Below are 17,818 nucleotides of genomic sequence, written 5' to 3' on the forward strand. Positions count from 1 at the left end.
AGCCGGAGAGAATGCCTGTTACCTGCTCCTGGCATTTATCTCACTGAAGATGGAGATGAACTGGAGAACAACGAAAATAGGGAAGGTACGTCCTAATTTGCCCCTCTATAAAAAATTTACACAATTATGTTGACAGTACCGAAATAAAACGTTGCACCGGCGTTTACCTTCGCCTCAGCCCACACCTCTCCGCCATGTCGATTGATAACACGTTTTACAATTGCCAATCCAATACCCGTCCCTTCAAACTCGTCAGAGTTGTGAAGCCGTTCAAAAACTTCGAATATCTTTTGGGCATGATCCATTGAAAAACCCACTCCGTTGTCTTTGACATAATAAACATGTTTTTCAGGTTCAACCCGTCCTCCCACCTCTATGAATATTTTACCCTTGGGTTTACTATACTTGATAGCGTTGCTTAAGAGATTGGAAACAACCTGTCTCACCATCGCACCATCTGCACGTGACTTTGATAATGGTTTTATGTTCAGTTCGATTTCACATTCCGTGTATATCGCCTTGAGCTGTTCAAAAGCCTCTCTTACAATTTTATCCATATCAACAGACGAAATCTCGATATTTTTACGCCCTAAGCTGAAAAAAGCAAGGAGATCATCAATGAGCTCTCTCATTTGTATCGAACTTTTGTTTATCATTGCGAGGGACTGCTGTCCTTTTGTATCCAGAATGCTGGTATATTGCCTGAGCAATCTGTGGGAGAGGCCTTCGATTGCAATGACAGGCGTCTTCAGGTCATGAGATACAGAGTAGTTAAAGGTTCTCAATTCCTGATTGATAGTTTCGGTTTCTTTGATATGTTGTCCGAGTTTCTCATTTAAACTTTCCAGTTCTGCCGTTCTTTCCCTGACCCTCCTTTCCAGTTCATCATGGGCTTTCTTAAGCGCCCTTTCTGCACGTTTTTGCTTTGTAATATCAGAGAGCATCACAATATATCTGCCCTCATCAAGGTAATATGGTCTGAATTCAACCTCTTTTTTCTTTCCATTTTTACACACAATAGTGAATATCTGTAAAACACCTTTTCTGGTAATATCGTTCTTCCATGCCCGGATAACATTTTCTCTGTAGTTTTCGTCGGGATATACCTTACGAAACCAGTCACGCCCTGTGGGGACATCTTCAAACGTATAACCTGTAATCCTCGTGAATTCCTCATTCATGTAAAGATACCTTCCATCCCTATCCATCATTACAACACCATAAGGCGCCTTCTGTAAAATTGAGAAAAAGGTTTTTCTTTCCTTTTGGAGAAGTATATCTAACTTCTTCTTTTCGGTAATATCATCGACCATCTCAATCGCTGCAACAATATTACCATCATTATCTTTCAGAGGGGATGAAACGATCCTGTAACGTATGCTTTCTTTTCCCGCAGGAGTATCGGTAACTGACTCGTAGACCTGACCGTCCAAGAGCGTTTTATACGTCGGACAGTAAGAACAAATGGCATCTCTCGGTGGATTATTGAATGCCTTATAACAAACCGGATTTTTTGAGGTATCGATATCTGGGAACCACTTCTTCATCTGATTGTTCAGGGAGAGGATTTCCATGTGCGGGCTGATGAGTGCAACGCCTACGCCTATATTGTCGATAACACCACTGTATCTCTCTTCTAACTCCCTCAGCCCATCTACTGCACTTTTTCGCTCAAGGCCAAGCCGTTTTATCTCACATATAAGCTGTTCTTTTGTCTTATCTTCATAGCCCATCACATGTTCCTATACCAAAGTATAGCATATTTATTATGTTTTAGGATTTTAAGAAATGAATGTCTTACTTCATATCCCAGTCGTTCACATAGAATGGATTAAACTGGTCTGATGGGATCTGAACAGGCTTCATATGTGAGGATCTCCATTTCATCCAGAACCTTCCCGATACAACAACACCGAGTGCAAAGAAGGCCTGCACACTATACTCAACAAGCTGACCAGGGTTATGGAATATCTTTTCCACCATCGGGTCTTCCATAATCATGCTGCCCGCAACTTTACCGAGAATAGCGGCTCCAATCCATATAATAACCGGGAATCTTTCCATAAGCCGTGAAAGGAAACTGCTCGCAAGAATCACAATGGGGATGCTCATGCCAAGTCCGATAACAAGAAGGGTGAGATTCCCCCTGCTTGCCCCGGCCACAGCGAGAACATTGTCTACGCTCATGACAAGGTCGGCAATGAGAATTGTTGTTATAGCTTTCCAGACATTTTTTACATTATTTTCTGCATTTCCCTCAGCGCCTTCTTCCAGGAAAAGTTTTACTGCAATCCAGGCAACAAGGATACCACCTGCAAGCTTCATAAAGGGAATATCAAGGAGCTTTGCCGCAAAAAAGGTAAGCACAATGCGCAGCAGCACCGCAATGCCTGTACCATAGAGAATCCCCTGCTTTCTCTGCTTATCCGGAAGGGATCGTACTGCCATGGCAATGACTACTGCGTTGTCTCCAGAAAGGACAATATTAACAAGCATAATGCTCAGAAGCGCAACAGCAAATTCCATATTAAAGGAGAAGTTGAAAAGGTGTCCTATATCCATTATATCCTCCGTAGGATGCGAATTAACTTATTCATGCAATAGTTATAACCGCTTTGCAGTTTTTTATGAATCGGGCGATTCCTGATTAAAGTGCGGGATTTACCTGAAACTAAGGGTGTATAAGGAGGAGTATAGGTAGGGGAAAAGATAGCGTTGCATATCAAATGCAAGTGCTATACGAAAAGATTCTTTGAAAAATTATATTTTAAAGATTTATAAAATATGATGAATGCTTGGAATCATTAAAGAAAAATGGCGGAGGGAGTAGGATTTGAACCCACTTTACCCCTTGATATCATTGACTCTACGAGTGAAATAAAACAGAAATAGAACAGAGTGTGGTTAACCTGTTTTTATGTTTCGTAAAGAAATAGAGAAGAAAACAAATTTTTGGAAAGTAGTCAATGTCACCCGCACCTACTGGGGGAATACATCACCCACGCACTATAAAAATATAATTATTTAGAACACCTACAACTAAACAGATTCAGTTAAATAAAATGCTAAGGATTACCGATTGAAACGAAGCATAACGCCTTTTTTATATCCAGATTCTAACATAGAAACTGGACCGGTTTTGTGGGGCAGGTCGCTTGACATATAAAAATGACATAGGGTAATCTGTAGTTATGGACCTCATACAAAACTGTGACAGGGCGGATACCCCCGACAAATGCTCAGGGGAAACGCTCTTCATAAGGGATATGCAATTTCCGGGGGTGCTCGATGCAGTGACCGTCTGCTCCGCTTCACGAAGGGCGAACATACTTAAGGTAGAACTGCCGGAGATGCCGAAGGGATACTTCACGGTTGACGCCTCGGATATCCCGGGCAGAAACCATGTCGTTTACTTTCGCGACCCCTGTCCTTATTTTGCCGAAGGCCGGGTCAACTACATAGGACAGCCGATTATGCTGGTGGTTGGTCCAGATATCCGTCTGGTGCGCAAACTGGCCGGGGAAGTCTGTATCGAATACGACGAGATACCGCCAATCAAAACTATAGACGATGCCCTTTCGGGTAATTTCCCCCCTTTACACAAAGACAATAATGTATATGCAGAAGAGGCGTTCCATTACGGGGAGGTGGAACAGGCATTTTCCGAGGCCGCGGAGATTTTCGAGACTGTAACCCTGACCGGCTATCAGGAACATCTCTACATGGAACCGCAAGGGGTCGTAGCCGTGCCTGATGGCGACCGCATTACGGTCTATGCCTCAACCCAGGGACCGCACGCCGTGCGTTTGACCCTTGCCGGGGCATTCGGGTGGGACCCGGGACGGTTTCGCGTGTGCCAGACCCCTGTTGGCGGGGGGTTTGGAGGAAAGATAGAGCTGCCGCTCATCCTCGCGGGGCACGCCGCCTTTGCCGCCCTGAAATGCGGCAGGCCAGTCAGGTTGGCATATTCACGGGAAGAGGACATGCTTGCGACCACCAAGCGCCATCCGTCCAGAGCGGTTGTCCGCACGGCCCTGAATAAAGAAAAACAGATAACTGCCATTGACATCGATGTGGTTTTCCAGGCCGGCGGATATGCCTTGTCCTGCGGAATGGTTCTTGACAACGGGTTGAAAAAGGCGACCGGCGTCTATCATTTTCCAGCCGCCAGAGTCAGAGGCCGGGCAGTGGCGACAAATAACCCCATGGGCGGAGCATTACGAGGGTTTGGCGCGCCGCAGATTTTCTTTGCCCTTGAGACCCACATGAACGCCCTGGCCCGTAAATTAGGTGTGGATCCGTTGGCCTTCAAAGCAAATTATTTCATTCGTCAGGGCAACCCTACCCTGACCGGCGGCACGTATCACTTCCATGTTTCGCTTCCTGAAGTTGTGGAAGCGGTAAAAAAAATATCCGATTACAAGAACAGGATTACCTCGCTGCCCAGGGCTCATACCAGGCTATTCGGCATAGGCCAGGCATTGTTCAACTTTGGTGCCCCATTTTCCATAGATTCCAAAATGCCTGCAGGAAATCGGTCAGGCACAATCATGTCCTTGGGATTACTCAAGTGTGAAAACGGGACAATAGAGATTCTTTCAGAATTGGTAGACATGGGCCAGGGCCTTCACACCGTCTTTCGCAAGATTGTTGCAAAAACACTTGATATTCCTATTGAACGGGTTGCATACGACAATGTTGATACGGATCACGTGCCTCCATTCACCATCACAGGCGCATCCATGTCTGTGGTAGCCATCGGGCGCACACTCAAAAATGTAGCGGAAAAACTAAAACCTCGCCTGAATGAGCCTGGCGAGATACGCATAATCGAACAATATCAGCAACCTCCCCATGTAAATTGGGATGCGGCAAAACAACAGGGCGATCCCTTCCATTCATATGTATGGGGGGCGGTTATCGCCGAGGTGGAGGTGGACACCGTCACCTGGCAGGTCCTGGTGCGTCATCTCTGGATGGCTATTGATATAGGAACAGCCATAGACAGACGCATCGTGCGCGGGCAGATAGACGGCGGCGTTATGCAGGGATTGGGCTATGCCCTACTCGAATCGATCCCTCCGGATACGATGATTGCATCTTTGGCCGATTACATTATTCCCACATCTCTTGATGCCCCGGCTATTGAAAGCATCCTTGTGGAAAATCTTTATCTGGAAGGGCCTTACGGCGCGAAATGTACAGGCGAACCTCCCCTTGTCGGAATGGCCCCGGCCATAGCCGATGCTGTTGCCAACGCTTGCGGTGTTGAGATTACACAATTGCCGATTTCCCCTGAATATTTGATGAAAAGGGTGATTGAAAAACCATGACTGTATCCATACCATTTGAGCTGAATGGCGTTCCGGTAGAGGCCGATGCCTCTCTGGAGACACGTCTGGTGGATGTACTACGCGAACAGTTCAAACTTACCGGAACAAAAGAGGGCTGCGGCGAGGGTGAATGCGGAGCATGTATGATCCTGCTCGACGGCCAGCCGGTTCTTTCCTGTATTACAGCGGTGGGCGCTGTGCGCGGCAGGCAGGTAACCACAATCGAGGGGTTGAGATCAACAACGGGCTTTGCCGTGCTTTCCCAGGCCTTGAATGATGCCGGGGCAGTTCAATGCGGATTCTGCACACCGGGGACGATTGTTACTGCATACGCATTGTTGAGGGATTTTCCGATGCCTGATGAAAAGACCATCCGTGAGGCTCTTGCGGGCAATCTCTGCCGCTGCACCGGGTACAACATGATCGTGGAGGCCGTCACTTTGGCGGCCCAAAAAAGGGGAGATGCATGGTAACCGGCACAACTTCATGCCCGGAGACAATCGAGGCAGCGGCCAAAGCTAAGGCGGACGGAGCTATATTGTACGCCGGGGGTACGGATGTCATGCTGCGTTATGCCCAGGCTATACGAACCGGCCAGACCGTCCCATTTGTTTTCCTGAATGTGGTGAACGGGCTTAAAGACGTGGTGGTCGGCGGATCGAAAACCCGTATCGGCGCGATGATTACCATGTCCAAAATAACACGGCATCCGGACATCCCCGATCTGTTGAGGCAGGCCTGCGGTGTGGTAGGCTCTCCAGCCCTGCGCAACGTTGCAACTCTTGGCGGCAATATCTGCACGGCCTCGCCTGCAGGCGACAGTCTGCCAGCATTGTGTGTCCTTGAGGCCCTTGTGGAACTGCGGTCGCCGACAAAAACACGGATTGTGCCCATTGATAAATTTATTTCCGGCCCCAAAGAAACAGTTTTGGCGCCGGACGAACTTCTTGTCGCCGTAATAATCCCGGATAACAACCTGAAATGTTTTTATCACCGCAAGGTCAGTTCAAGAACGGCAAACGCCATAACAAAGGTCTCCATTGCCGCGGCAACAACGATAGAGGACGGAATAATAAAAGACATTCGCCTGGCCTTTGGGGCAGTCGGCCCGACAGTCATCAGATGTACCTCGCTTGAACAGGAACTTAAAGGCATATCTGCAGACAAGCTTCCCAAAACGATGCCGCATTGGAAACACCAGGTGGCGAAACTGATTGAGCCGATAGACGATCTACGATCAACCGCTCAATACCGCTGCATCATTGCATCAAACCTTTTTGAGGAAATAGTGAATGCCATAAATAAACGAGTGCCGGAGCATTCCGGCTTAATATGACACATCCCAAAAGCCTTTACAGCAAAGAATTTATAGTCATAAACATCATTTTTTTCATTACCGCAATGGTAATGGCAATCTTTTTTCGCCTTCACCCTTACCTTGAATCCATTAATATCAACCCGGCATGGATCGGCCCCATAATGTCTGCAGATTCCATGGCGGGGATGTTTCTGCAGCCTGTCTTCAGTTTGATGCTCACCGCAGGCAATTCAAAGAGATGGATGTACCTCGGCATCTCATGGATAATAGTTTCCTTGTTGCTTTATAACATCTATTTTACCGCGCCCGCCCTTATTGCGATAAGGATACTTCAGGGAACAGGGTTTGTCTGCGTGTCATCGGCAATAATGGCCCTTATAGCAGAATACATCCCCGTAGAAAAAAGCGGGCAGGCATTCGGTTTTATTACATCAGCGAGGCTTCTGCCGTTTGCCCTTATGCCGCCCGTGATGGGCTATTGCTTCAGCGGGACAGACGGCTTCATCACAGCGCTCAGGTATTCCGTTGTTATTATGGCATGCGCAATGGCGATACTTTTTTTGCTTAAACCCGCTTACTCACCGGGTGAAAAACAAAGAGCCTCCAAACGCCTGACCAAAGAAGAGATACTGGGCAATTTCGGGGACCGGGGCGTCCTGATGCTGCTTTTGATAAACATATTGCTCTACACCGGCTATTCAATGGCGTTCTTCTTTCTGGCGGGGTACTGCAGTTCTAAAGGGATAGCAAATCCCGGCCTGTTTTTTACCATAGCGGTATTAGTAATGATCGCGGTCAGGTTTTCCTTCGCCGTATTGTTTGACAGATTCAGCAAGTTTGCAATAACGGCCGTCTGCATGGTAGGTCTTGCCGCATGTTATTTATCTCTGCCTTTTGTTACAGGAAAGGCCGGTTTTTACACAATCGCTTTTTTTACAGGTCTCGGATGGGGGATCGCCATGCCTCTCCTTCTGGCTGTAATGTTCGACATATCGCCGCCGTCTTTCAGAGGTCTCAACTTGAACATGTCGGTTGCCATGGTGTTTGTGGGTTTTTTTGTCAGCCCCCTTGCGGGCGGCTTTATACTTGAAAGATCGGGCTACGATATGCTCTTTTATTTCTGCGGGATATTGAGCGTTATTGCCTTCCCTCTGATTATGCTTGCAAGGAGGAGTCGTGTCATCGGATGAAAGATACGAAATAGAAGAAGGGCAGAAATTTGTAATAGATATGTTCCGGAACGAAGACGCGGAGGGCGTCTCGCGCCTTTTCAGGACCGTTTATGGCGAGGACTATCCTGTAAAACTTGTTTACAATCCGGCAGCACTTATAGAGGCGCTCGATAAAAGGGAGAATATACCTGCCGTTGCCCGCACCGGAAAAGGGGATATTGTCGGCTATAGCGCGCTTTACCGGTCTGCGCCCAACCCCGGTCTTTACGAGATCGGCCAGGGCCTGGTGCTGCCTTCCTATCGCAGTGGGGGCATAATTTCAAAAATAAACTTTTTTCTCTACGATGCCTCCTCGAGACAAAACATAGATGCCGTATTCGGCGAGGCGGTCTGTAATCATGTATATATGCAGAAAAGCGGGGCAGGTGTTATCGGAAACGATACGGAAACCGCGATCGAGATCGATCTCATGCCTGCCGAGGTATATGTCGCAGAAAAAAGCTCCTCGGGCAAGGTGGCGGCAATATCTATGTTTGCGATTTTTAATCAAAGTCCACAGACCTTATATATCCCGAAGATATATAAGGCACCGTTTAACTACATTCTCTCTACAAAAAACATCAGGCTAAACGATAAGCATACATTTCTTGAATCCTCCGGGGTTGCACCTGTGGATATAATATCCGAATATAAATCTCAGACCTTCGATTTTGCAAAAGTAGCTCGCATCGCTTTTTTTGAGGCAGGCGGGGATTTTGAAACAATCTTTGAAAAGATCGAGGAAGATATACTGCTTCAGCGCATTATGGTAATCCAGGTATGGCTTAAGCTAACAACCCCCTGGATAGGCAGCATTGTCGATATGTTAAGGGGAAAGGGGTACTTTCTGGGCGGGATTCTGCCCAGGTGGTTCGGAGGCGACGGCATGCTCATGCAAAAGGTCATAGGGCGACCGAACTGGGAGGGGATTAACCTGTATTCGGAACGTGCCCGGCAGATATTGCGTTTCATAAAAGATGACTGGCAGAAGACTTCTGCCGGTCAATAAATTCAGGAGGATATCCATGCAGAATTTTCTTGATCGCACATTTCCTATACTGGGAGAGGAAGGGCTTAAGGCGCTTTCGACCCCGCTTATCACCCTTTCGGGGCTTGGCGGAGTCGGCGGCGGAACATTTTTGAATCTTGTCCGCTGCGGGGTAAAAAGGTTTCGGCTGGCGGAAAACGGTATTTTTGACCCCCCTGACATGAATCGTCAGGCAGCGGCTTTCGCTTCGACTATCGGAATGCCCAAGATTGAGGTATACGAAAGGCTTGCCCGCGAGATCAATCCTGAGATCGAACTCGAACTCTTTCCCGAAGGACTAACCGTCCGTAATATTGAGCGGTTTCTCGAAGGCAGCGATGTCCATGTGGGTGTGATAGATGTAGAAAAAGGCACGGATGTAAAGGCGATGGAATCCGAACTTGTCAGAAGATACAATATTCCTCTGTTTACTGCCGGGGTCTTTGGATTCGGCGCTACAATGATTGCATATCACCCTGAAGGCATGCCAGCTACTGAATTCTGGGGATTGATGGCGAAAAAAACTACAGGGAATTCTGTTTTTCCATCCTTTCTCATTGACAGGTTCGATAAAACCGTGATGGAGCGGGTGAAAAACGCTGTCAAAACGGGTAAAATAGCCACAACAAGCGTCGGCGGCACACTGTCGGGAACCATCCTTGCATCGGAGGTATTGGCATACCTCCTGCGCGGGACAGATATTGTAAACCGCGAGATTATCTTTGCCCCCAAGTTCATTGTAATTGATCTTTTGCGGCTTACTATGGAAGTAGTTGATATTACTAAATAAAGGAGAGATCCATGAACTTACCGAAATACCCGGCCTTACAATACCGCTGGCAGATTAAAGACACAGACACAGGGGCGCAACTCGTATATTTCGGCCTGCGTAACCCGCCCAACCATACGAAAAACATAATACCCCTGCCGAGTGAGCTTGCCGACAGTCTGCGGTTGCTTAACGGCAAGACCGCGAGCAATGATCTGCCGTCTTCCCTTACCGGCAGTGAAATATATGCCCGACTGGTTTCTGAAAAGATTGTTGTGGAGGCGGATAAAGTACACAAGCCATCCTCAAAAGAACATTACCGGGAGTGTGTGCGCTGCGTTACCAACGACTACATCCTCCCCGGATTGGAGTTTGACGAAAACGGGCTCTGCGCATTCTGCCAGTGTTATGAACAGGCGGAAAAATCAGGCCGGGGGTCGTTGATGCAGGAAGGCGCGACAGACGATGAATTGCTCAAAATTGCCGCTGAAAACACCCGTTCGCGCTTTGATGTCATGGTTTTATATACGGGCGGCAAAGACTCCACATACCTGCTCTGGTATCTGGCCAAAAAGCTCGGGCTGCGCGTGCTTGTCGCTTCGTGGAATATGCCATACACCAACGATACGTGCAGAGAAAACATGCGCCGGGCCATGCGTCTCCTCCCGGATACGGAATTTATTGAACGTACCATGCCCTGGAATGTCGTCCGGCAGGCAATGCACAACCAGTTTGAATATACCGGCCTCCCATGCCTCTGCCCTATGGCTGCCCATGCGCTCTTTTATCCCCTCGCCGCACAGGAAAAGATACCTGTGATTATGCACGGGGTCGAAGAGGTGCAACTGGCTGTGATGAATTATGTGATGACAGAGATCAAATCGGGACAGCCCCAAAAGGAACAAGCCCCCGATTTCCGCGCCAATACGCTGAACTTTCTGCGGCTCCTAACTAAACAGCCTGTCCATGCACAACCCTACGCCCTGAATGCCGATCTCTTCCGGTACATGCCTTCCGTCAAAAAACAATTACCCGCTGTGTACATGCCGCTGGACGATATTGTAGCGCAGGCGGAAAATAATCCGGATATGTCTATCCCTGAATTGCGCCGCCTTAAAACCAACACCACCTACGGTTCGTGGGCCGAGGTTGCCGAGCTGATAAAAAAGGAGATGGACTGGCAGATGCCGTCGGAGCAAAAAGCATTGCTCCATACCAGCTGCCGCATAGAAAAGGTCAAGGATTATTGCCAGTTCCAACGCTTCGGGGCGGCTCGAAGCGTCACATTCCCCCAGTCGGTTGTAGAGCTTGGCGCAGGCGTCTATTTCGGACTCATCTCCCGGCAGGACGCATTGATGGAGTTGCAGGAGACAGGTTATTACAACAAGCCGGAGATTCTTTCATCACTACTTGATGATCTGGGTATTGACGCCGATCGGGCGTCCGGCGAGATCCCCTGGTCTCTGGGCAGATGCGCCGGGTGTTCCCAACAGGGTTCCTGATAAAGAGGAGAGAAAGATGAAAAAGACCCTGCTACTACTCATCGGGTTCGGTTTCCTGATATTTCAAACCGGCATCGGTGAGGCAACAGCCGGTTCACGCTGTACCGATCCCAACAACGCTGTGTCAGCCTATTTTCAGGCAATTAATGCAGCGCCGCAGGAATTGAAAGATAGAATCCGCAGCTTTCCGAAGGGTGCGGATATTCATAATCACCTGCCTGGTTCAGTCATGCCGGAAACCTATATCAATATGGGTATAAAAGACCGTAATTGCTATGGAACCGATCTAAATGACAAGACTATGCTCAGGATCATCCCCAATACCGGGACGCCCGATTCATGCCCTCCGGGAAGTTCCCCTTTATCCGGGATAAATGCTGCCGATCATCAAAGGCTTGTAAGATCGCTTTCCATGTACAAATACCCTTATACCGACATCCAATCAGGCCACGACCAGTTCTTTGCCGCATTCGGCCGTCTTGGGGTGGGATACGGCTCAAAAAATATAAATATCATACTGGGAGACATGCTGGCAGAGATGTTAAGGCACGCCAGAGCGGACAATATATCATACGTGGAGACGATGACGTATTTTCAGACGGGGGCGATAGCTGGCCTTGCGGATAAGCTAAGGCAAAAATATCCCGGCAACTCTTACTATACCGGGACTGCCCATTATGGCGAAATGCTTGATTTTCTACAGAAATCAGGGCTGCCGGATGCCGTCAACGCGGCAAGGTCGGATATTGCGACATATATTGATAACGCAAAAAATGCTCTCAGATGCGGTTCCCCGGAGCAGGACAAGGCATGCCTTGTCTCTTATGCCCTCATCGCGGCTGTCAACCGCGCTAGCAGCATAAGAGGCAACCCCGGAACGCCCGATCTGCCCGGGATATTCACCCAGACGGCGTTCTCTTTCCTTCTGTCTCTTAAAGATAAAAACGTCGCGGGTATAAATCTGGTGGGTGCGGAAGATTCACCAATTTCCATGCAGACATTCAAGACAGTCATGCAGTTCTTCAGCTTCTTCAATTCCAGATTTAAGGATGTAAATATCGCCCTTCATGCAGGCGAACTTACCCCATGTTTTATAGAGGCTGGAAACCCGGCATTTAAGGAACATCTTGCCGGCTCTATCAGGGCAGGGGCAAAGCGACTGGGACATGCCGTATCTATTGCATACCTGAACCCGGCTGACATGAAAGAGGTCATCGACTTGATGAAGGTAAAAAACATTCTTATAGAGTCGCCGCTTACAGTCAATGCGCAGATATTGGGCGTTGCCGGCAACGAACACCCCTTTTCCTCATACTGGAGGCACAATGTCCCTGTAGCATTCGCAACGGACGATGAGGGTATTTCATATGCTTCCTCCACAGATACCTGGGTTTACTCATTTATGCAATATGATTTTATGGACTATAACAGCATGGTCAGGCTTGCCCGTAGTAGCCTCCAGCATAGTTTCGCCCCCGGCGCCCCGCTTTGGCAGGACGTGCCTGCGGCAAAGATCGCCCCTCAGTGTCAGGGCGCATCGCCGGGCATCCCCAATCCGCCGGAGCCGTGCAGATCATTTCTGGCCGACAGCAAAAAGGCAAGGTTGCAGTGGAATTACGAGGCGACCCTTAACGATTACACGAAACAATACGGCAAAGATCTGAAAAAAACCAACAATTACTGACACAAGGAAATAATATGACTGACAACACCGCATAGTCCGGCGGCAGGGTGGAAACTAAAGCACGATAGAGCATATTGCCTGAAGTGCACGCTCAGAATTGATACGTTCATTCATAAAGACACCTTGAACTTGTTGTCATATGGTATTTAGACCTTCTTTGTTCACTTCGTCTTTAATTCTTCACATTTAATATAACTATATGGTTTTTTTTCTAAAATCTCATACCATACCAATGCTAAAAACATCCAAAATACCCCTTTATAATGGGTATTTTTACTTTTCTAAATGGTATTTGTTGATATTATGCAAAATAACCAATTTGTCATAATACAGGTTTTTCTGCACTTGGGCCAATTAATTTATAGTGATCCCCTGTCATACGAAAAACCTTAAAACCGAGACGGTTATGTGTTCACTGACGCTGATTGATCCACCCCAAACACTTTATATTGTATCCAGAATGTGCTTTTATTAAAGAAAATAATTATGCTTGTCATTGCGGAAATGCCTTTGGTGAGGATTACCGAACGAAAGCACAGACAATTCGTTAAATATCAAAGTTGAGACTTTCAGGAAGACAGCATCAGTTTTTTAGCATCTTCACTTACCTGCAACTTGAAATGGCAATCACTGTCCTGAGTATGTCCGTGTCCTTAAAACCTACAATAGAAAATGGTAACATTGAAAGATAGGGATGTGAGGGACATCAAGAAGGTGAACATCAAAGAACTGTCAGATTCAATAAACACAAAGAGCAAAACCCAGAAGAACATAATGGATGGTCTAAGGGCATTTATGAACTGGTTACACTATAACGGCATAATTGAAACAGTTCCGCCCTTCCCTTCCATTGAAATAGACGATGCAGATGTTAAATATGCCCTCGATGTTTCTACGCAGATGGAACAACTAAATAAGATACCAGAAATGCACAGGGATATATTTATATTTGAAGCTGATACAGGATTACGTCCAAGCGAGGTATGTGCGTTGAAGGTTAAAGACTTCAGCATTGCACAGGGTGTTGTTTTAATACAGAGAACATTCAGCGGTAAGCATTTAAGAGAAAAAACAAAGCAGAAAAAAAAGAAATTATTGCCCCTTACAGAACGACCCTTAGAAATAGCAACAAAGCACTTACAGGGAAAACACCCTGATGCATTTTTGTTTATCAACCCTATAACGGGTAGGCATTATACCCGACATACTCTGGGAGATTATTGGAACAGGTATGTTGACGTACCTCTTTCGCATTATGACGGCACTCGTCATAGTTTTTGCACTCAACTTGTTGATGCTGATGTGAACCCATTACAAGCGAAAGAACTTATGCGTCACTCATCCCTGAAGTCGACCGAAAATTATTATCATGGCAATATAAATGTACTTAGATTAGCACTAAATAAAAGAGCAAAAATCATATCCCTGAGCATGGATAGAACAGAAATAGAACAGAAGGTTGGCAAGGGTTAACTTATTGAAATTACTATAATAGAATGGCGGAGGGAGTAGGATTTGAACCCTCTCCGATGCCCTATTATCAACGTTTTCCTTTAAGCTTAGAAACGGAAAGGAAACGAGATCATTTAAGTAAATTAGAAATAACGCACAAAAAAAGACAAATAGAAAGCCACCGGGACTCTTTGGCGGGTGTCCGGTGGCCTGTTGAAGGGCTCCACAATCCTGACATGGGGGAAAGGAAGTGGAGACCATGTCAAGTATAACATGCTTTCCCAATCTGTCAACAACCATTTCAGACTCTAAACCATCGATACAAGAAAAAAACAAGGAAACCTTTTCATACCCTTCAAAAAGGCATAGGGGTGAAAAGAGGTCCGTTCCTGTAGTGGACGATCATGATGGTAATAGTTCCCACGCAAGCACTGTGCCGGAGGTTTTTACCTCGGCGCGGGGCTTGCCGGGGGTGAACGCTGCCAACGTTAAGAAGGTCTTTACTTCACTTGATTATAGGAACACTCAAGCAGAACAACGTGAAAAAGCAGAACAACGTGAAAAAGATTATGCAAAATATTTTTCTAAAATAAAGCCTGATGTCGATTTATATAAATTCAAAACTATTCTTTCTGGTGATGTATTAGAGCTTTATGAATATGAAGGTCTTCAAAGAAACAAAAAAGGTAAGGCAAAGAAACACAAAGAAAAAGAAGAAGAAAGCATTGAGGAGAAGACAGAAGAACAAAAACAGGAAATAAGAAAAAAGAGCATATCAAGGGCAAGCAAACATATAAAACGGACTATAAATGCAAATGTGGGTAAATGGGGGCCTGAATTACCTAAGTTTCTTACCCTTACATTCGAGGATCATATAACCGATTTTGAGACAGCTAACTACGAATTTAAAAAGTTTCATCAACGGCTATCGTATCGTATTGGCTATAAGCTCATATATACTGTTGTCGTTCAATTTCAAGATGGAGAAAGAAAGGGAGGTATAGAGGGCGGTCGCGGAGGTGTCATTCATTTTCATGTTGTGCTGTACAATATGCCTTTCATACCTTTCGAAAAACTTAAAGAGTTATGGGGTCAAGGTTTCCCCTTTATTAATGCTATCCATCACGTAGACAATTTGGGGGCCTATGTTGTGGGGTACATGTGTAAAAAACTTGATGATGTGCGTTATGACGGACAAAAGCGGTATTTTTCAAGCCGGGGGCTTCATGAACCGTTAGAGATTAAATCATCACGTCCTATTGACCTTGGAGAATTCACAGAAGATCATAAGGTTTATGAAACGTCCTTTGAGAATGAGTATACAGGCGTTATTCATTACAAACAGTACAACCTTAAAAAGAAGCTTGTATGTAGAAAATGTGAGGTGTTAGGTTCAACATCAATAGAAAAAGATACCTTACGGTTTAACGGCTGCATGTAGGCGGGCGTTTATACCGTTAAAACTTTTTGGGATAAAAACATAAGGATAATTATAAAGGTTTATTTTATTGTTATCCGTTTTTATAAAAGTTTTAATTGTATGCCCGCCGTAATCGAGCCGTTTAAGGTATCTACCTTATAAAAAGGTCTTTATGGTTTCATCGCTTTAATTCGTTTACATACAGGGTATATGGAGAGTTGGAAACGATTTAAAGCGATGTCCGTCCGGATTTTGATAATGATAATTCAACAACAAGTTGGTTAAATAAACAAAAATAATCTCGCGTGTGTTGCACCTACAGACAAATGGCCTGCATGAACGTGAAGGCCAAGAATTGCGCTTTGAAAGTAAATACGCTCATGGGCTCTGAGAATAATCAAATGTGAAGATGTATATGTTGTCCTGCTCACCCACCTTTACTCCCTCAGTTACATAGATGCGCTGTCGTGGTAATTATCTTTTCATGGCCTCATATAAACACTGAATCACGTCTTTACCACTTTTGTAGCAATCAATAATCTCATTTATTGTTAACGTTGGATAACCGCTATGCACATATTTATGCCTACAAGTAATAAGATTTCCATAGTCAGTTGAAATACTAATTCTTGAAGTAGAAAAGACGCTGCTTTCCTTACCCTTTAGCTTCTGATTGAATTTTTTTAAGTATTTATCTCCGAAAAGCTTTACATGTTCGCCTTTTAAATCGTCTATTTTTATCCTTCCATTTAACCTTCTAAAGTGCTTTTCAATTACAGTTCCGAGCACTTTATGTTTTTGTGAAGCAAATTCATTAAATATGTCCTTTATTGCTAACTCATAGACCGTAACACTGCTGACTGATAAGAAACCAGTGTAGTCAGCTGCTATCGCCGGATCGGTAATTGTTCCAATAACCGTTTTCAAATGCGCAATAAGATTATCTGTAGCTACGAATCTATCTGTATAACTCATTATCGGCCAATCAACTTGGTTTTTACATATGCAAATCTATCTTTTACAGTTTTTGCATCTGTTGTACCCAGGCTAGTGTAGTCGACAAAATTTCCGTCAGGTACTAGCTTTTTATACCTATCTCTTACATCACCAGGTATAGAATCTAAATTATTTAAGATTGTGCAGAAAACCGAATCCAGGGCTGATGTATTCAAGGGCCCACGTACGTTGAATGGTTTTGCTCCGAGACTTTCGTGTATTATTCCACAGGTTTTAGAAAAATTAGTTGTGAATTCATCAATTAAACGCGATTCAGAGTTCTGATATTTTTTTGTAATTGAATTAAGGAACTCATTCATTGGCTTTTCGTAAGTATTTAAGTGGTTAGCTAAACCAAAAATTCTCAAAATCAATTCAATATCTTTTTGATGCTTATCTTGAACCTTTTTCCCAATGATCAATCGCCAGTTTACATCGTTATTCAATGTTTTTAATTTTTTTAGAAATTTGCCCCTAAACACAACATTTCTAATCTCCTGGGAAGTTAATGGAGTCCCACCAGTATTTAATCTTTCAAAGATGTGATAAACGCTTGTGTTTTCCTCCTTTGGAGATAATTGACGAATATTGATTGCCCTCAAAACAGAACCATTAAGTTTTCTTATCTCGGTTTCACTCAAGTCTGTAAATTTTTTATTGTAGAATGGACTTTTAGGATTTAAACCGGTCAGTTTGAACACTTGTCTTCTACCTCTAACATTTTCGTGACCGAAATAACCTTCGAAAAAGAACACAATACTCAATATTCTTTGTTGACCATCTACTACTAGATTCTTATTTTCTTTATCTATGTAAAAGAAGACGGGAGGGACAGGAAGACCAATCAGAAAGGATTCGATAAGTTTAGATGATTGTTCTATGGTCCAAACAAATCCCCTTTGAAAATCTGGTATTGTGATATCTTTTTTACCATCGCCCCACATTTTATATAATACTTCAAGAGTATTATCCGATGGGTATGTTGCAATATCATACTCTACAAGCACTTCGTCTGCCTGTTCGTTTTCGTCTTCAACTTCTAATATGTCAGTTTCTAATTTTGTCATGTTAACCCCTTTTTTATATAGTTAGAGTTTAGTTAAGTG

14 protein-coding genes are annotated in these 17,818 nt (G+C 45.1%); 10 read left to right on the forward strand and 4 right to left on the reverse strand.

Annotated elements, in window-relative coordinates:
- Nucleotides 1–116 precede the first annotated feature (116 nt).
- Nucleotides 117–1,733: an ATP-binding protein gene (locus NTX75_04195; GenBank protein ID MCX5815430.1), complete on the reverse strand. Its 1,617-nt coding sequence runs from the start codon at nucleotides 1,731–1,733 to the stop codon at nucleotides 117–119.
- Between the two features lie 64 nt (nucleotides 1,734–1,797).
- Nucleotides 1,798–2,562 carry a TerC family protein gene (locus NTX75_04200; protein ID MCX5815431.1) on the reverse strand — a complete coding sequence of 255 codons (765 nt, stop codon included), beginning with the start codon at nucleotides 2,560–2,562 and terminating at the stop codon, nucleotides 1,798–1,800.
- Between the two features lie 629 nt (nucleotides 2,563–3,191).
- On the opposite strand from NTX75_04200, the gene NTX75_04205 reads away from it, so the two are divergent.
- The 10 genes from NTX75_04205 (at nucleotide 3,192) to NTX75_04250 (ending at nucleotide 15,737) form a co-directional block, all read left to right on the forward strand.
- A complete protein-coding gene (locus NTX75_04205) occupies nucleotides 3,192–5,333 on the forward strand; it encodes a xanthine dehydrogenase family protein molybdopterin-binding subunit (protein MCX5815432.1) in 2,142 nt (713 codons plus the stop codon).
- Nucleotides 5,330–5,806, forward strand: coding sequence for a (2Fe-2S)-binding protein (locus NTX75_04210; GenBank protein MCX5815433.1), 477 nt, complete (start codon nucleotides 5,330–5,332; stop codon nucleotides 5,804–5,806). The genes NTX75_04205 and NTX75_04210 overlap by 4 nt, the downstream gene beginning before the upstream one ends.
- Nucleotides 5,800–6,669 carry an FAD binding domain-containing protein gene (locus NTX75_04215; protein MCX5815434.1) on the forward strand — a complete coding sequence of 290 codons (870 nt, stop codon included), beginning with the start codon at nucleotides 5,800–5,802 and terminating at the stop codon, nucleotides 6,667–6,669. Before NTX75_04210 ends, NTX75_04215 begins: the two co-directional genes overlap by 7 nt.
- Complete coding sequence (locus NTX75_04220; protein ID MCX5815435.1) at nucleotides 6,666–7,841, forward strand: MFS transporter; 1,176 nt, start codon at nucleotides 6,666–6,668, stop codon at nucleotides 7,839–7,841. Before NTX75_04215 ends, NTX75_04220 begins: the two co-directional genes overlap by 4 nt.
- Nucleotides 7,828–8,871, forward strand: coding sequence for a hypothetical protein (locus NTX75_04225; GenBank protein MCX5815436.1), 1,044 nt, complete (start codon nucleotides 7,828–7,830; stop codon nucleotides 8,869–8,871). The genes NTX75_04220 and NTX75_04225 overlap by 14 nt, the downstream gene beginning before the upstream one ends.
- 16 nt (nucleotides 8,872–8,887) lie before the next feature.
- On the forward strand, nucleotides 8,888–9,679 hold the full coding sequence (locus NTX75_04230; GenBank protein ID MCX5815437.1) for a ThiF family adenylyltransferase: 792 nt from the start codon (nucleotides 8,888–8,890) through the stop codon (nucleotides 9,677–9,679).
- 11 nt (nucleotides 9,680–9,690) lie between these two features.
- Nucleotides 9,691–11,160 (forward strand): hypothetical protein, encoded by a 1,470-nt coding sequence (locus NTX75_04235; GenBank protein ID MCX5815438.1) that lies wholly within the window; start codon nucleotides 9,691–9,693, stop codon nucleotides 11,158–11,160.
- A gap of 16 nt (nucleotides 11,161–11,176) precedes the next feature.
- The gene (locus tag NTX75_04240) at nucleotides 11,177–12,844 is read left to right on the forward strand and encodes a hypothetical protein (GenBank protein ID MCX5815439.1); all 1,668 of its coding nucleotides are present in this window, start codon (nucleotides 11,177–11,179) and stop codon (nucleotides 12,842–12,844) included.
- 714 nt (nucleotides 12,845–13,558) lie between these two features.
- The gene (locus NTX75_04245; GenBank protein ID MCX5815440.1) at nucleotides 13,559–14,317 is read left to right on the forward strand and encodes a tyrosine-type recombinase/integrase; all 759 of its coding nucleotides are present in this window, start codon (nucleotides 13,559–13,561) and stop codon (nucleotides 14,315–14,317) included.
- A 451-nt stretch (nucleotides 14,318–14,768) separates the two neighbouring features.
- Nucleotides 14,769–15,737 (forward strand): hypothetical protein, encoded by a 969-nt coding sequence (locus NTX75_04250; GenBank protein MCX5815441.1) that lies wholly within the window; start codon nucleotides 14,769–14,771, stop codon nucleotides 15,735–15,737.
- Nucleotides 15,738–16,190: 453 nt separating this feature from the next.
- Here the strand turns inward: NTX75_04250 and NTX75_04255 are convergent, their stop codons facing one another.
- The gene (locus tag NTX75_04255) at nucleotides 16,191–16,691 is read right to left on the reverse strand and encodes a HEPN domain-containing protein (protein MCX5815442.1); all 501 of its coding nucleotides are present in this window, start codon (nucleotides 16,689–16,691) and stop codon (nucleotides 16,191–16,193) included.
- Complete coding sequence (locus tag NTX75_04260; protein ID MCX5815443.1) at nucleotides 16,691–17,779, reverse strand: DUF262 domain-containing protein; 1,089 nt, start codon at nucleotides 17,777–17,779, stop codon at nucleotides 16,691–16,693. The genes NTX75_04255 and NTX75_04260 overlap by 1 nt, the downstream gene beginning before the upstream one ends.
- Between the last annotated feature and the right edge of the window lie 39 nt (nucleotides 17,780–17,818).

This window comes from Pseudomonadota bacterium, from assembly GCA_026388315.1.
GTDB lineage: Bacteria > Desulfobacterota > Syntrophorhabdia > Syntrophorhabdales > Syntrophorhabdaceae > MWEV01.

Coding starts and splice junctions, on each gene's coding strand:
- NTX75_04195 (MCX5815430.1), bottom strand. CDS start 1,733: ATGGGCTATGAAGATAAGACAAAAGAACAGCTTATATGTGAGATAAAA.
- NTX75_04200 (MCX5815431.1), bottom strand. CDS start 2,562: ATGGATATAGGACACCTTTTCAACTTCTCCTTTAATATGGAATTTGCT.
- NTX75_04205 (MCX5815432.1), top strand. CDS start 3,192: ATGGACCTCATACAAAACTGTGACAGGGCGGATACCCCCGACAAATGC.
- NTX75_04210 (MCX5815433.1), top strand. CDS start 5,330: ATGACTGTATCCATACCATTTGAGCTGAATGGCGTTCCGGTAGAGGCC.
- NTX75_04215 (MCX5815434.1), top strand. CDS start 5,800: ATGGTAACCGGCACAACTTCATGCCCGGAGACAATCGAGGCAGCGGCC.
- NTX75_04220 (MCX5815435.1), top strand. CDS start 6,666: ATGACACATCCCAAAAGCCTTTACAGCAAAGAATTTATAGTCATAAAC.
- NTX75_04230 (MCX5815437.1), top strand. CDS start 8,888: ATGCAGAATTTTCTTGATCGCACATTTCCTATACTGGGAGAGGAAGGG.
- NTX75_04235 (MCX5815438.1), top strand. CDS start 9,691: ATGAACTTACCGAAATACCCGGCCTTACAATACCGCTGGCAGATTAAA.
- NTX75_04240 (MCX5815439.1), top strand. CDS start 11,177: ATGAAAAAGACCCTGCTACTACTCATCGGGTTCGGTTTCCTGATATTT.
- NTX75_04255 (MCX5815442.1), bottom strand. CDS start 16,691: ATGAGTTATACAGATAGATTCGTAGCTACAGATAATCTTATTGCGCAT.
- NTX75_04260 (MCX5815443.1), bottom strand. CDS start 17,779: ATGACAAAATTAGAAACTGACATATTAGAAGTTGAAGACGAAAACGAA.